Consider the following 17,421-nt stretch of genomic DNA (forward strand, 5'->3'; position numbering starts at 1 on the left):
CCGAGGAAAGAAGAGAGGCCGTTTTTGCAACACCAATAAAAAACCCTCTGTAAATTATACTCATTTACAGAGGGTCGTTTGAACGTATTTTTGAAATCATTCACCAGAGAACAATTTCGAATTCACCTTTAAAGCAGAGGTCCTTCCCAGTTCGTAAAGGCATCATCCATCAGTTCCTGGTCGGCCTCAAAATCAACCGTCAGATCCAACTCATCATCTGCATGAGCAAATACTAACTGTCGATCATCAACATCTGCATCACTTAAGTTATCCTCGAACGACTTCGATGAATACAGATCTTCAAAGATTGTGACATCCAGATCCGATTCGCCAGCAACTGCTGGTTGTTCGATAACAAGCGGTTGAATCACGTCGAAGGTTGAAGTCTGCCCCAGAACACTACCATCTTCTTCCGAAGATTTAATTGCAGCAGGAGCAACGAATCCAACAGTAGACTCTTCAACAAATGTCTGAGCCGCTTCCGGACTTTGAAGCAGAACGGGTTCTGCGACAGAATCTGATGAATTGGTTCCATAGATGGGGCTCGCACCACCACTACCAGAACCGCCTTGAGCACTTGCATATGCCTCAAGCAGCATTTGTACGCTGATATCAGAAGGAGTCTTCCGCACTCCTGGATCAAGCGTGTCATTCATCAGGTCATCAAGTAAGGCAGGATCGTCGGTATGCAGACCAGTCGGATCCAGTGCGACAGTAAAGTCTGAACCAACAAAGGTCAGGTCGCCGGTACCGCCTGTTTCAACGAGGCTACCAAAGCCACTGTAGTACCGTGTAAAGCCGAGCACGTGTCCGATTTCGTGTAACAGCACTGTATACAGATCATAGCCACCACCGGCAGGTAGATCAGTGACATCAACATGCCAGCCTAAGCCATTGGCATCATCGTCAATCGCCACGCGACCAGCAACGGGAATATGATCAGCGTTGTATTCGGTGGTTTGACCAGAGCCTAACTGAGCGGTGCCGAAGTCACGAACGATGACTTCGACTTCCAGTGGTTCATCCAGACCCAGTGCGGTTTCCCAGGTATCAACGGCCGCTTCAATGACTTGTTCAATGCTATCGTCACCGCTGACAACATCCAGAGAAGTTCCAACCCATTTTTGACCAAAACTGTCCGGGAAGGAAACTTGAGGATTCTGGCTCTTTCGTTTCCCATAGTTACTGATGAGCTCTCTCAGGTCTCTCACGTCAACACGTCCACTCTTATCGAAGTCCATTATCGAAGTGTAGACGGAAGAGGAAGTGTAAACATCCTGATTGTAGACGCTCACGAAGTGGATCAGATCCCGGGTATTGATCACATCATTATCATCAACATCATAAATCACGGGATAAAGGTCCGTTTCAGGAAGTGCTCCCACATTGGCAGTTACCGCACCGACACCCACGATTTCAATTTGTGTGTCCTGTACGTCTAACCCAAGTTGAAGCGGATCAATGACGAGATCATTCGAATCCACTTCGACCTGATCACCTTCCAGTGACTCGAATTTGATCCGGGCAAACAGAGCATGCCCTGTTCCCCCGACGTTGGCTCCAAACGTGCTACCCCCCAGATTCCGAACCACACCGGCTGCATCATCAAGCTCTACCGTTCTGTTGAATGTAAAGTTAGAACCAAATTCAACTGAAGTAGCTGTGAAGTAAGCAGTATTGTAAGCAATACTTGTTAAGACATCCGAAATGCCGAATCCACTGGCCGTATCGATCCAGACTTCGACCCAGAACGAATCCCACTCATGAATCCAATCTTCGTTTGCTGGTAAGACAAGTGTGTGACCATCAGCTGAAACAGCAGTTTGTTCCTTGACCATGGTAATCTGAATATTCGTCTGATCCTCGACCGCTGAAGAATCACCGCCGGTACCAATCAATGGTGGCATTGGTGGAGCTGTCAGTTCAACAGCACCAATATCGACCAGCATGACACCGGAATCAATTCGTGGATTACCGATTTGATCTTCGTCTGCTGCAGTAATTGTTCCATTGATTCCAGCATCTGTACCTGCATCAATGGCCTGACTTCCAAACAGCAGAGAATGGGTTTTCGTAGATCCACCGTTATCCAGCAAATCTCCTAAGAGTGGGTCAATCGGAGCTAATGCAGAGCCGACAAGATTGTTATTCACGCCATCCGTCAAACCGGTTGCTGAACCAATGATCCCAATCAGGTTATTAAGGCTGCTATCGGTATCGTAGGCTCCATCTAAGTCAGGATTCCCCAGATCGCTACCATTTTCGGCAACAATCGTGTTTACCAGAGTCACGGTTGGAGTCGAACCTTCAACAGACTGACTGGAAATCCCCCCACCTGTCGTGCTGGCAGTGTTCTGGGTAATCGTATTATTCTCAACTTTTAAGTCCCCGGCATTGAAAATTGCACCACCAAGACTATTGGAATGGTTTCCGGAGAATGTGGTATTCGTGGAGAATGTGTCACCAAAGTTGAAGATCGCACCACCACGAGTGCCCGAGGTATTATCGTTGAACAGTGACTGCGAAACATTGAATGTCGCGTTTTTGTCAACATAGACAGCACCACCACGGCCCCCCGATGTATTGTCCGTAAATGTGGAACGGCTGACAGTAACCGTATCCTGATACTGATAGATGGCCCCACCAATAGAGGATGTGTTGTTATTCAGGAATTGCGAATCGGAAATATCAAGCGTTCCCGCGCTGCTAATTGCTCCACCAGTGAAGCTGGCATCATTATTCCGGAAGGACAATTTGTGGATTGTCACGTCTCCTTCGGACAGCAATGCACCACCGTCATCGGCGTTTCCATTGACCAATTCCATATTAGACAGATTGACAATGGCTCCCCCCATGACATGGAAGATACGATCGACCCCGTTTCCGCCATCGAGATCATAGATATCAGGATCGTTAGGATCTGCATTGATAATTGTGGATGTCGTTCCCTGGCCAAAGATATTCACGTCATCGGTAATATCAAAGTCGCCTCTGAGGTTACCATCTTCATTCATATCAGAGCCGCTGCGATCTGCAATTTCATAAACATTCGTGCCACCAGGTGTCGCCGGAGGCAGCAGAATAATGTTATCGACTCCTGCGGTATTGTTTGCCAGGGTAATGGCCTCACGCAGCGACGTTAATCCGTCTCCGGAGTCCACAACATCATCTAATGTATCGACAACGATCCCATGTTCCACAATCGTTCCCACACCTTGACCATCGAGAATATTCGCGTTGACAGGAGCGTACATTGGATTAATCGAACCGTCCAGAATGTTCACGAAGAAGGTTTCATTACCTTCCATCTTTGACGCTAAGTCAGTGTTAACAATGACATCGAAGGTCTTCTCAGTTTCCATTGCACCAAATTGGATCATCATGGCAGAGATCGGAGTGTAATCACCGTCTGCCACCGTGGCTGCTGACAGGCCGACGCCATCCGCTGTTGAAACATAAGCCGTAACAACCTGCCCTGCAGCCTGAGACAAAGAGACCGTAAATGTAAAGCGAGTTGTCGCTCCCATATCATAGTCTTCAGTCAACGTCACATCACTGATCGAGAGTAATGCGAAGTCGTCGTTTTTGATCGTCCCTGTTGCCATCGGATCAGAAATAACAGCGTTGGCACTCTGGTTGGACAATTCCATGGTAAATGTTTCGTCAGGTTCAATCGCAGAATCACCATTCACCACTACGGTAACGGTCTTCTCTGTCTCACCAGGAATAAACGTCAGTGTTCCCGCAGGTACCGCGTTATAGTCATTGTCAATCAGCTCGGCTGTGCCATCAACGATCTGATAATCAACAGTGACAGTATCGGCAACAGGATAGCGAAGTCGGACAGTAAAGTTGAATTCGGTTGTCGTACCCTGAGGACCTTCATCCCGGGTGACATCGCTTTCAAAATAAATCTCGGCGTCATCATTCAGAATCTCACCGACTGCCGAATCGACACCAATATCAGCCCCGACGGCATTAAACAGATTTACGGAGAATGTTTCATGATTTTCAATCTCGACGTCACCATTGACAATCACTTCAATGATCTGAGTTGTTTCGCCAGGTGAGAAGGTGATCGTACCTGTGGTAAATTCATAATCAATACCGGCGATCGCGGTCAGATTAGATGTTTCAAAATCAACACTCACTTCATCGACATTCACGTTCGAGAGCGAGACAATAAATTCAAATACCGTCGTCTCTCCCATGTTCGTTTCGACCTGGCTGACACCATCAATACTGATCGTTGGCTTGACAATTTCGAACGCACCGATATCACTTGTGGTATCGGTGGGTCGTAACGCACCACGCTGGTCGGTCGCATCTCCGTCGGTATTATCACCGGCGTCAATCGCCAGACTTCCTGCCAGTAATGCATGAGTCAATGTTGGTCCGCCATTATCGTCCAGCGCGCTCAGAGCGGGATCCAGCCTTTGTGCGTCAGTCCCCACAATGTCACTGTTGAATCCGTCAATAAAGCCGACTGATCCGCCTTGAGTTCCAATCAGGTTATTCCCTTGGGATGTGAAATCACCAGCGACATCGGATGCACCGACCAGAGCATTATTCCCTGCGACAATCGTATTTTTAATATTCACGCTGCTGGTATTCGCCACAGAATAGATACCGCCGCCTGTTCCTTCAGTAGAGTTGTTATAGACCGTGGTGTTATTGACGGTCAGCTCACCAGTGTTATGGATCGCTCCCCCTTCTTTACCCGCCTCATTGCCAGAGATGGTAACATTGGAAAGGGAAATCGAATCTTCATTAAGTAAACCACCGCCACGAGTACCGGCAAAGTTTTTCGAAATAGTACTGTCGGAAATCGACACGCTACCGGGGACCACCATCTCAGGCTGGCCACTAACCGTAATTGTATACTGCCCCAGGCTCCCGTAATCTGAGTAACCCGTTCCCGAAACGCTTCCTTCACCTGTTCCATCGATGGAGACGTAGTAGGTGCCTGCTCCCAGTCCGGTGAATGATGCGTTGAGAGCACCAACTGGATTGCTCGTTTGAATCTGAGTGCCGCTGGAATCGTATAATATGGCAAGAATGTCGAGGTTGGCGCTGTCGTAGAATGGATCGATCAAGACATCGCCACCAGTAGTTGTGAACTGGAAATAGTCCACATCTGTGTTTCGCTCCACGATTCCGGAAGCCATGCCGCCGGTGATAATTGACGCAGCACCAGTTCCGTTCCCGTGATCGTCGATGCGATAACCAAATCCGTTCTGGGTTGTGATGATAGTCAGATCGTCTTCGCTGTTGTCGGCGTCGGTGTATTCACCACTACTCCACTGGACCAGACCTTCCGGTAAAAAACCAGCCCCCATGATCGGAGCCCAGCTCGTTGCACCGGTACCATGACCCGGGTAATATTCCAGGATTGACGTACCATCATGGCTTAATCCCAGTGTGTGTCCCACTTCGTGGCTGATCGTCTCGGCAACACCAATCAGACCTGCGTTAAATACGAAGGCCGGTGTGTCCGTGCTGGCGTTGAACGATGTCAGGTATGCAAGGCCCCCGGTACCGCCGAGATCAAAGGTGTCCACACCACTAACGACACGCACACCCCAGCGCGTATCTGAGGCATCAGTCCTGATCAGATCGCTGACTGGTGGCTCCGCGGTGGTAACATTGACGTTAAACGGAGCAAAGTCCTCAGCAACGCGTAACCAGGCTCGTTGTATATCTTCGATTTCAGCAAGGCTGAATGACCCGACGTTGCCATCGGTATCATAAGCAGGGGTAACAATCGAAACCTGACCGAAATCAGTGTTCCACTGTGTGCCAGTTGTCGTGTGGCCATTGAAGTCGAGATAAATCGTGAAGTTAGATCCGGGCAGCGAACTCAGGTTGAACGTATCGGCAACTAGAAATGGAGGAGCTTCGATCGAGCTGGCAGCTTCTGCGTCACCGTTATCGTATCTAGGACTAGTCTCTACTTCATACGTTTCTGCCACCACGACTTCACCCTGATACTGTGATTCCAGTGAAGAGGAAGGATTCGGTACAGCCCCTCCGCTACCCCCTTCACCATTCCCCACAGCCACTTCATTCGAAATGAAGACACCACCACCGGCAACCGTTGCAGTATTGCCGTCGATTGTCGTGCCGGTGACTTCCAGGGTTCCCCCTGTGGAGTTGAAGACACCACCACCATTTTCAGCATCGTTTCCGGAAATGGTACTCAGATCGACGGTTACCGTACCAGAATCAATGTTGTAGATAGCTCCCCCGTCAGCAATCGCCGTATTTTGAAGCAATTCACTATCGGTTACATTCAGCACGCCGACGTTAAATACGGCACCACCACGATTCGCGACACTGTTTCGAATCTCAACATCTTCCAGACTCAGGTTACCGAAGTTGAGAATCGCCCCCCCATCTTCTACGCTTGTGACGTTGCCATTGACCAACGTAACTCCACGAATGGAGACATTGACCCCACTAAAGATGTGGAAGATACGATCAAGAAAATCTGCATCGATCACAGTCCTGCCTGCACCGGCACCGATAATGGTCAGGTCATCGGTAATATCCAGATCGCCCAGTAAAGAGTTATTTTCGCCTAAGCCAAACAGTGACAGGGTGTAGACACCAGTACCAAGCAGAATCGTATCGGCTCCGATACGTGCGTTGGCTTCCATGACCGCAGCTCGCAAGGTGCTTCGACCATTTTCATCCACACTCACGCCATCACCAGGATTTGCGTCAACGGAATCAGTAAACCCGGTCACAATGTAGCCAGATTCAAACGCCCCGATATCAACAACCAGGGAACCATCGCCGTCACCATCGAACAAGCGGGCAAAACCACGCTGGTCATCAGTCGGAGCATAGAAATTATTACCGGCATCGCGTGCCAGACTTCCCCCCAGCAGTTCGTGAGTGAAGGTCGCACCGCCGTTATCCTGCAGTGCCCCCAGCCCCGGACTGACCGCGTTTCCAATGGTACCCACCAGATCTCCGTTCACCCCATCTGTAAACCCATTGCCGATCGACTCGCCAATCAGGTTGGTTCCCAGAGAATTGAACATTCCATTTACATCAGGACCGGCTGAGTCACTGGAGTTACCTGCGATGATCGTGTTCGAGACACTGATAGAACCGCCAGAGACATTCAGAACGCCACCAGCGATATCTGCGTGGTTATTAAAGATGGTCGCATTGGTAATTTCCATGCTCCCTTCGTCGCTATTGTAAATACCACCACCACTGGATGCTTCGTTCCCTGAGATCGTGGCGTTGACGATATCAGCCACCATGATCGAATTATTATAAATCCCACCACCCAGATTGCTCGCGACGTTGTTGGAAACCGTACTGTTCAACACATTCAACTGAGCATTATCTTCATTATAGATACCTGCTCCATTCAACGTTGACACATTGCCGTCAACGGTGCTTCCTTGAAGAGTCAGTGCGCCATCAGCTGTATTAAAGATACCGCCGCCATTCATGGTCGCGATGTTCGACATCACGTCAGAGAATTCCAGATTCAGACTTCCCAACTCCTGGTTATAAATCCCCCCCCCGTTTTGAGCTTCGTTATTGATTAAAGAAGTGAGCAACAGAGTGACAGTTCCTTCTTCCTGATCATTAAACAGCCCACCACCATTTCTCAATGCTTCACTGTCTCGGATGATGGTCGCATCAAGTGAGAGGCTGACACCGAAGTTCGCAATGGCACCACCATCACGGTCAGCTGAGTTATCATCAAAGTACCCATTGGTAATTGTTACCGAACCAGCAGACGCGTTGTAGAGACCACCACCATCATTATCAGCGGTGTTGGTTAAGATAGAGACATCATCGAGTGTGACAACCCCTTCGTCGTTATAAATACCGCCACCATCCAGTGTTGCTTTGTTACCAGAGACCGTGGTTCGGGCAACAGTCAGACTTGCGGCCTCTTCATTGAAGATCCCTGCTCCCTGATTGGCCGTATTGCCATTGACCTTACTGTCGTTGATCGTAAGCGAGGACAGGTCGTTATTATAGATACCACCACCATCGAGAGTGGCGACGTTATTTGAGATGGAACTTCTGAGAAGGTCTATCGTCGCTTGAAGATCATTGAAGATCCCCCCACCGTCATTGGTTGCCGTATTCCCAATCACTTCAGAATCAACGAGTGTCAATTGAGACTGATCATTGTTGAAGATACCGCCGCCATCTACAGCAGAGTTATTTGAGACTACACTATTGGTCAAACTTAAAATCCCCTGCTGACTCAGCAGACCATTCAGAATACCACCTGCGTTCAAATCAGAGGTATTATTATCGACGACCGAGTTCACCAGCGCCAATGTTCCAATATTGCGGATACCACCACCGCTTTCAAGTTCGGTATAACCGCCAGTCACAGTCACACCATCCAATGTTAAATTTGCGCCAGACAGCACATCAAACACACGGTCACCCAGGTCCGTGGCGTCAATGATCGTCTGGCCGCTGCCAGCACCTGTAATTGTCAACGATCCAGTAAGATCAGTGATATCCAGGTCGCCCGTGAGTGCCGCTGATTCAGCAGCCCCGGCAATCGTTAAATTAAACGTACCAGGCCCCAGAATAATCACGGAATCGCCTGCCAAGGCATTGGCTTCCATGATCGCGGCTCTGAGAGTAATATTCCCATCCACATCGGCGGCAACGCCGTCACCAGGATTTACATCAACTGTGTCCAGATTGCTGTTGACGAAGAACGCACCAAACTCAATGGCACCAATATCCACGTTCGTTCCCAGGATGCGTGTTGAACCACGCTGTTCCAATGCATCTGTATTGGTATTGATTCCTGCATCGATGGCGATACTGCCCAGAAGCAAGGCGTGCGTCAGAGTCGGTCCACCATTATCAGCCAGAGTCGAATCCAGCACGGGAGTAGGATCGATGACATTCAGAATATCGGTGGCACCAAAGCCAGTCGCACCACCAATCAAACCGGTCAGGTTACTTCCCAGACTGATATAGCTTCCCTCAACTTCGACATCGACCGCCGCGATGTTGTCAATGATCAGGTTGTTTTGAAGCGTGAAAGCGCCACTGTTGGAAATCGCCCCCCCGGAAGAGATCGCACTATTCAGTGTCATGGTATTATTGGTGGCAGCCACCGTGGCGGTATTTCGGATTGCCCCCCCATCTCGGGCTGCCTCGTTTCCGGAGAACGTGGCGTTAGATAATGTCGCCGTTCCTGCTCCCGCGTTAAAGAGACCACCACCATCTCGACCAGTAATGTTTCCGGAGATGGTACTGCGGGTCACCTCAAGAGTTCCCGTATTTCGGATACCACCACCGCTTCCACCGGCTTCATTATTAGAAATCGTACTGTCAACAATGATCATCAAGCCGCTGTTGTTAATACCACCGGCACTGTCTGCAGCAATATTTCCAGTGACTTCTACATTCGTCAAAGTGGTCGTACCACTGTTACGGATACCAGCTCCGTCGGCACTCCCCGTCAGGTTACCGCCGGTAATCGTCAGATTTTCCAGATTCAAAGTAATTCCGGCAAAGACCTGGAAGATTCGGTCCAGCATACCAGCGTCAATTGTCGTCACGCCGACGCCCTGACCGCGAATCGTCAGGTTATCACGAATATCCAGGTCACCCGTGGCAGATTGATCTTCATCAATGCCACCAATGCTCAATGTGTAGGTACCAGCGGCGAGATCGATTATATTTGAACCGGCCAGCGCATTGGCTTCCTGAATCGCAGCCCGCAATGTTTGGGTATCCGGCGTTCCAGAGAGATCGCCGACGATACCATCTCCGAAGACAGAATCGACTCCGTCGGTGAAGACAGGAGAGCTCACCAGATCAATCGTAGAGCTGTTGATCCAGCTTTCGGAAGCATCATCGAGAATAGGATCATTGGAAGCATTCCGAATGTTGGCCCCTGCAGCGATGAGAGACAGTTCGTAGGTTCCATATGCTTGCGTCACACTGCTTAAATCAATTGCATATTCGTTACCACTGACAGGAATCACCGTCAGTCCTGTCAGTGGGATATCCTGGCCATTCAGTGTCAGTTGGAAATCCGTAATATCAACGCCCGTGACACTTTGACTGAAATTAACCGTCACAACCCCGGCATTGGTCACCAGAGTCGCTGGTAAATCTTCGATCATCGCTTCAGGGCCGGTGCCCCCTGTGCGCCAGCTGTCAGAAGCCCCGGCAGTAAACTTGTTGAAAGCGGTATCCTCAATGGTCCCATCCGCCAGCAGTTGCAATGTATATTCACCATCAAGTGCCGTGTAGGCTCCCAGATTGATCCGGTATGTTGAATCGTTCACCTGGAGAACCATTAATCCGGTGAGATCAACATCGGTGACTGTGGTCCCATCATCACGGAACAATTTAAAATCAGTTGCATCGACCCCCGTCACATCTTCAGAGAAGTTGATCGTCACATCACCGACCGCAGAAAAGGAATCACGGGGGTCCGGTGTGATATCCTGAATCCCTGCCGTCGGGGCAATGATTTCATCACCAACCTGAAAGGTTTCCGATGCAGAACCGGAAACTTTGTTCCCCGATAGATCTTCAACGGCAGACCCTTCACCATTGAACGTCACGGTATACAGCCCATTCTCTAAGACGAGCATATCCAGAACAATTTCGAACCGGGCTACAGAAGCAGTGGAGAGATCGTTAATGCTGGCATTCAGAGCAGTGAGTGTCTCGACGCTCCCATCAGGATGAGTCAAAGTGAAGTCCGAGATAGCAGGCGTTACTGCCAAATCACTATCAGAGAATTCGAGAAACACGGATAAGCCTGGAAGCGTTAACGGATCAACTGGATCGGTCACATTATCAAATGCCGGGATCGGGGCCAGTGTGTCGTTCACCCACATATCAATCGCGTTAGCAGCCAGTGCATTTCCGGCGAGGTCAGTAATCGACGATCCGGCAGCGGTCAGTGTTAGCTCATAATCACCTGACAGACTGGTCACTTTACTCAGATCCAGCACAAACTGACTGCCGGTCACCTGCGTCAATGTCGCCGGCGTAGAATCAAGATTCATCGTAGTCGTCGCGCCACCTCCCGCAGGAGTAAACGCAATCGAAAAGTCACTGAGATCGACGCCGTTTACATCTTCCGAGAAGTTCACAATCACTTCACCGGCAGCCCTGTTGATCGGCGTTAAAGAAACCGGTTCAATCATGGCAGTCGGAGGATCGCTATCAATTGTGAAGCGTTCAACATCGCCAAACTGCATCGGATTATATGTGTCAATATACTTGGCATCAAAAATCGTACCATCCGCGTTCAAACGTAGCTCGTATTCGCCATCACCTTCTACACCAAGAATCCCATCGATATTCAACGTGTAAGTCCGAGCATCGATCTGTGACAACGTGGCTCCTGCCAGGCTAACGGCAACCTCATCGTGAAAGAGACTAAAATCGGAGAGGCTCACACCAAAACCAGCATCAGTTGGATCAAAGAAGACATCTTCCGTAAAGGAAATCGTGAAATCGCCGAGTGTCGTCACATTTGTTGGATCGGGAACGGCGACAGAAATATCAGCCGTCAGGAACGTACCGACAAACGGAGCCAGGAACGTATTGGCATTCGGCACCCAGGTGTCCCAGGCAAAATCCTGCTCACCAGGTCGGTTCCCTAAAATAATGCTTTGGCTGAAGAAGTTATCGCCACTTTGAAAGTTGTTATTTTGCCAGCCATCTGCAACCCGAAACGTACTGACACCGGTTCCGTCATAAACAAAAGACCCATTATTTTCTGTCGTCGACCAGAATCCGGTAGTGGAGAATCCAGTTAGATCAGCGCCCTCTGTACTGATCAATGTAAAAGTATTAGCATTGTAATCAATATCGGTAATCTGAAAGACACCGTATGCAGGATTAGAAAGCGGGACATCATAAGCACGTCCAGCAGGAAATGCAGGACCAAAAAAGTCAGGAGTAATCTGAACGGTATATCCATTTCCTAATACACTGACATCATCACTCTGAATCAGAATTCGCCCTGAGACAGGATCAATGCTGGCTCCCAGTACTGCGGCGATATCTGGACCGTCGTTCGGAGCACCCGTCGGCGCCCAACCAGCACGGGAAGCAACGCGCTGTGCATTCCGGCGACGGGTGGCGGAGTTGAAGGGGCCATCCGGGTTCGGTGCTGGTGTTCCGTTAGCCAGACGGGATTTAAACACGGGTTCCGCATTGTCATAGTACGCACCAAAATTAACAACATTCAGACCATTACCGGTATTCTCTTCAAAGACCAGATTTAATTTTGCCAACGGATCGCGCCGATAGGAACCAGTAACGCGGAAAGCCGGATTTGCATTGACATCCCAGTTATCAGTCGTGGTAGGCGGATCGACGGTCGAAGTAAACGATTCGATGTAAACATCTTCTCCAAAGTTACCTTCGAAAATATTTCCGGTAACAGAAACATTGGAACGACCATTGGAATCGGCACCACTGCCTTCATCGCCCACGCTGACACGAGATCCCGGTGTTTGACTCACCCAATCGCGCGTCGAAGCCATGGTTCCAATCCGCAGGACTAAACCGGTGGAGGAAAAGTTACTACTCCCTCCATTATCCTGAATGAAGTTGGTGTTGATTTGCAACACCATATCTGCATCAGAGGTTGTCACGTCTCCCGTGGCATCAAGTGTTGCAGTACTGTCGGCATCCTGATCCTGTCCTGTCGAAGCAGTTGTTACAACGTAAAACCCTTCCAGAGCATTTGAATAAATCTCATTCGCACCGGCAATCGTGCCATCACCGAAAATGAAATCGGAATTGGCACTCTGTTCTGTCTGCAGATCGACGCCACGACCACCATTGTTATCGATGAAGTTACCGATCACGGTGACGGAAGTGTGTGGTTCATTATAAGATCTCCCGCGACCGACACCATCTTCTGTATGAGTAATCAAATTGGCACTCAATATTTCCAATCCATCACCCGCATTTCCTGCAATCGTGTTACCACGAATAAAGGAAGTTTGATGATTTGAGTTGATGTCGATCCCTTTTCCATTGTTGTTCGAAATATCGTTATTATCGATCGAAGAATTCAGATTCTTCCCCAATAATTCCACACCACCCGTCTGGTTGTACTGAATTGAGTTATTCGCGATTTTGATATTGCCGTCGATCGGATCCAGGAGTGCTGCAACCTGAATTCCATCACGGCCATTTGATTCAATCACGTTTCCACGATCAATACCAGTGATGGGGTCCACACCATCCAAGCCGATAAACAGCATGTTACGGTTACCGATCCTTCCGGAAATTTCGACACCATGATCCGCGTTATTGCTGATATTATTCTGGATCCAGGTCCCCGCGACATCGCGACGGTCCGTCCCATCATAACTGGTACTGCGCGTTGTCGACTCAATACCATTTCTAGAGTTCTGAGTAAGCTGATTGTTGATGATATCGACAAAAATGGTGGCATCTGCTTCGGCATGCAGTTTGATTCCGTCGATGACGTTGGACGAGAGAATATTCTCGCGAATCTCAAAATCCGTGGTCGTTAATGTTCCATTCTGGGCCAGAATATCAACCCCGTTACTGTTCCCGGTGATCGTGTTGCTGTAAATCATCACAGCACGTTCTTCGCCGACAATCGGATCAACGATAGCACGCCCCACACGGGCATCATCTTCACGATGGAAGAAGACACCATCGCCTGTGTTATTGGCAATCACGTTATTGGAAATCTGGGTTCGGTCAATAATGGTCGACTCCTCGATGTGAATCCCCACACCATTTCCTGCATTCCCCAGCCCGGCAGTAGTAGCGGAGTCAGTACCCAGGTAGTTGCCTTCAATGGTCAGATCGCGCAATTGATTGTATGCTTCAAAACTGACATCGGTTCCATACAGATCAATGTAAATCGCATCCCCGGTATAAGGGGTGGCGAGATTGCCGTCATCCACGGTGCCTGTAATGGTATTGTTCGTAATACTCACATCACCAGTCGCAGTATCTTCCATATTGACCGCGACCGCCGCTCCACGGTTGGCATCCATCGTGTTACCATCGACAGATAAGCTGAAATCAACACTGATCAAAGGCGTTGGATCTGATGCGTTCAGGCTAATACCCTGAGTTTGATTCCCGCTGATCGTATTGCCTGCGACATCACCATAGAATGACGTATACATCGCCAGATCAACTTCAATCCCCGCCCCCAGGTTACTCACGATGGTATTCCCGCGAATCCCACGTAAATATCCACCGACCGATGTGGTCTTTGTTGTAATCGACGGGTCGATTCCGCCAGTCAACCCGCTTGCATCCGCTGTAATCTGTGGCACATCGATCGTAGCCAGGGTACCGACAAACTCAATTTCAAATCCATTAACGGCATCGCCCCGAACAAGTACTTCACCGGGGTTAATCCCACCCAGCAATTCTAATTCTGTAATGATCGAGGCAGCATTCGCGTTATAGGCGATTGTACCTGTCGTTTCACCATCGAAGGTGAGCGTGAAGAACCCTCCCGTCGGTGCCCCGTTAATGACCACTTCCTGGACTTCGTTCAGGCTGGTTCCTTCAGAAACCGTCGTCACGGTAGGTACTGCGGCAATCAGGTTTGAAGGATCGATCGTCAGAAGTGTACCAGCAGGATTCGCTACAAAGTCGGCTGGTCTCAGGCTGTTCGTACCAACAAATTCGATCTGATACACGAAGGCACTACCAAAGAAAGTCTTAGTAACGGAAACATTTCCAAAACCAATATTTGACAATGCTTCAAGAGCCGTCTGTACCTCTAAAGCAGTCGCATCAAATGCCAGGGGACCAGTTGTTTCGGCATCCAGCGTGAGGGTAAAATCTCCCCCCCCGGGTTGCGCGGGAAAGAAAATCTGCTGGATTTCATTTTGACCATCTCCGGGAGTCGTCGTATTGGGAGTAATCGTAATCCCGGGAGGCCAGGTAGCTTGAAGTAGAGGTTGATCTGCCAGTTCCAGATCACCTGTAAATTCGATGACGAAACCATTGGCAAGCGAGCCAGAAACAGTGAACTCATTCCCTGTACCACCAAATCCTGCTGCTTCCAGCGCAAAGTCAATATTGGCAATCGTGGTTGCGTTATCAGGACCAATCGTGATCAGGCCTGTATCTGTTCCTCCAAAAGTCAAGAAAAACTGCTGACCTGCAGGATTATTGGGGCTCATAATTTCCAGCAATTGCTGTTCGTTGACACTGTTGCTTCCGGCCCTCTGTTCGGTAATTGTAATATTAAAATTCAAACCATCGGCGTTGGGAATAACCTCATCAATATCAATGTAAGCCAGGGAGTTACTGTGATCATCAATAATTGCAATCTCAAACTCAAGTCCGTTATTCGTGACGACGATATCAGCGGCGGGATATCCGGCATTCGCTGCAAGACCGATGAGCGCATTTTGGATATCAACATCAGTAGCGTTGTAGGCTAATGTAGTCGACTGCCCCAGGAAGAATAACGTGTAAGTCCCAAATGTCGGGACTGATGAAAACAGAATCGTTTGAACTTCACTTTGATTACCACTCGTATCCTGTGCTAAGAAAACAGAGGGAGGCAAAAACGTCAGAGTAGAATTAACCACTTCCAGCGAGTTCATATTTTGCCCCGCCAGGTCATTCACGAATTCGATTTCATAGCCATCCTCGAAATTACCGTTCACGAGAATATCATCAACGGTGATATCCGAACCCATAGCGACCAAAGCCGCTTTCACCTGTGCCGCAGTCGCCGTGTGAGCAATATCCAGGGTCGTACTCTGAAGGCCTTGATTGTCCGTATATTGAAGTTGGAAGAAACCGCCGGACGCTTGCCCGGCAAAAGTAATCAACTGAACTTCATTTCGCGGTGCTGCAAAATCAATTTTATCTGTCGCGCCGGGAATGCCGGCAAACGGAGGTACGCCTGGTGCACCGTCACCGGTTGGAATGGGGTTCGTTGTCGAAGGAGTGAAGAAGATACCATGACCGCTGTTATTACCGATCAGGTTATCAGAAATATCGCCGCTTAAATCGCCATCAACCTGATCAAAGACAATACCATGTCCGTTATTATCAAGGATGGAGTTACCAGTAATGGAGGCGAATAAATCAACGTTGTTCAAGTCGATGCGAATCCCGTCACCCACCTGATTGTCACTGATAGTATTACTGTGAATATACAGTTCCGTTAATAATGCAGCACCTCCGGCAAGAGTATCATCGACATTGATACTCACACCTTGAATAGCATTGTTATTTGTCAGACGCAGCTCTTCGGCGATTGAGTCAACAAGATTGAGACTGAAGCCGTCGTTGCCTGTATTCCCGGAAACCTGGCTGTCTGCCATCGTGGTATGCAGCAGAACCGATCCATTTGTAACATCAAACGCAACACCGTCGATGGTTGAACGTCGAATCGAAGATTCTTTAATGGTCGAAGCACTCAACGCCACATTCATGCCTGCGCCCGACTGGCCTGCGATTGTGGAATCGATCACGTTAAACTCGTTGAGCTCCACATTCGTCAAATCGACATTGAAGGCATTGCCCACATCTCCGGAGATGGTTGAGCTATCAATCGCAATGGTATCAACCAGCAGGTTAGACAGTTCGATATCGATCCCTGCGCCTGCTGCGCCATTGATGGAGACATTATCAAACAGAATTGTAAATGGTTCGTTGAATGTCAGATTATCCAGATCAATCGAAACCCCGTTTCCGGACGATGCATCAATCGTCAGATCCTCGAAGATGATTGAGTCAAAATCAGAAACACCATCTGAATCCGCGTCAATGACAGCATTGTTAAGCGTCAGACCCAGGCCAGCCGTCAGCTGATTGATAATCAACGTGGTCAGAAGTGTTCGATCTTCCAACTGTTCAATCGCAACACGGCGTTGAACTTTCTGACGTGCTGTAGAAGGCGCACTTCTAAGCTGAAGTCGGCGACGAGGATTTAAAGTTGCCTTACGGCTTTTTTCAAAAGCAACTCGCATCGACTCAACCCAAGATGTCAGTAACATCTGCTGTCTCCCATAAACTCTAATTTTGCCTTGGCATTTTACCGCAAAATGAATGAGATTTCACATCCCACTTTCATCTTTACAATAAACTTAAACGCCAATCTGTTTTATTGTTAGTTATTAAATTCTGACTCAATCTGAAATAAGGCGAGCCGTAACAAAATACATCCGACCACTGCCCCATTACGGTTTTTCTGCCTATTAACAGAAATCCAGTCTTTGATGCTAAAAACTACTCTGAACCGAAGTCAAAGAAATTTGCACAAATTAGGTAAAATATAACCACTGAATTCCACTTATACCAATCATGCCAGCACCCGAATGCAGGAATACTGACAGGTGAGTAAAGCAGATTGCCACGGTGATTCACTCTTCCTCTTCTCAGCAACAACGCAAAATTGTCACAGTA

At 48.8% G+C, this 17,421-nt stretch carries 1 protein-coding gene; it reads right to left on the minus strand.

The features are described from left to right. Positions 1 to 128: 128 nt before the first annotated feature. The gene (locus tag Enr17x_RS21875) at positions 129 to 17,012 is read right to left on the minus strand and encodes a choice-of-anchor Q domain-containing protein (RefSeq protein WP_145311822.1); all 16,884 of its coding nucleotides are present in this window, start codon (positions 17,010 to 17,012) and stop codon (positions 129 to 131) included. Between the last annotated feature and the right edge of the window lie 409 nt (positions 17,013 to 17,421).

This window comes from Gimesia fumaroli (genome assembly GCF_007754425.1).
GTDB classification, from domain to species: domain Bacteria; phylum Planctomycetota; class Planctomycetia; order Planctomycetales; family Planctomycetaceae; genus Gimesia; species Gimesia fumaroli.

Coding starts and splice junctions, on each gene's coding strand:
- Enr17x_RS21875 (WP_145311822.1), bottom strand. CDS start 17,012: ATGTTACTGACATCTTGGGTTGAGTCGATGCGAGTTGCTTTTGAAAAA.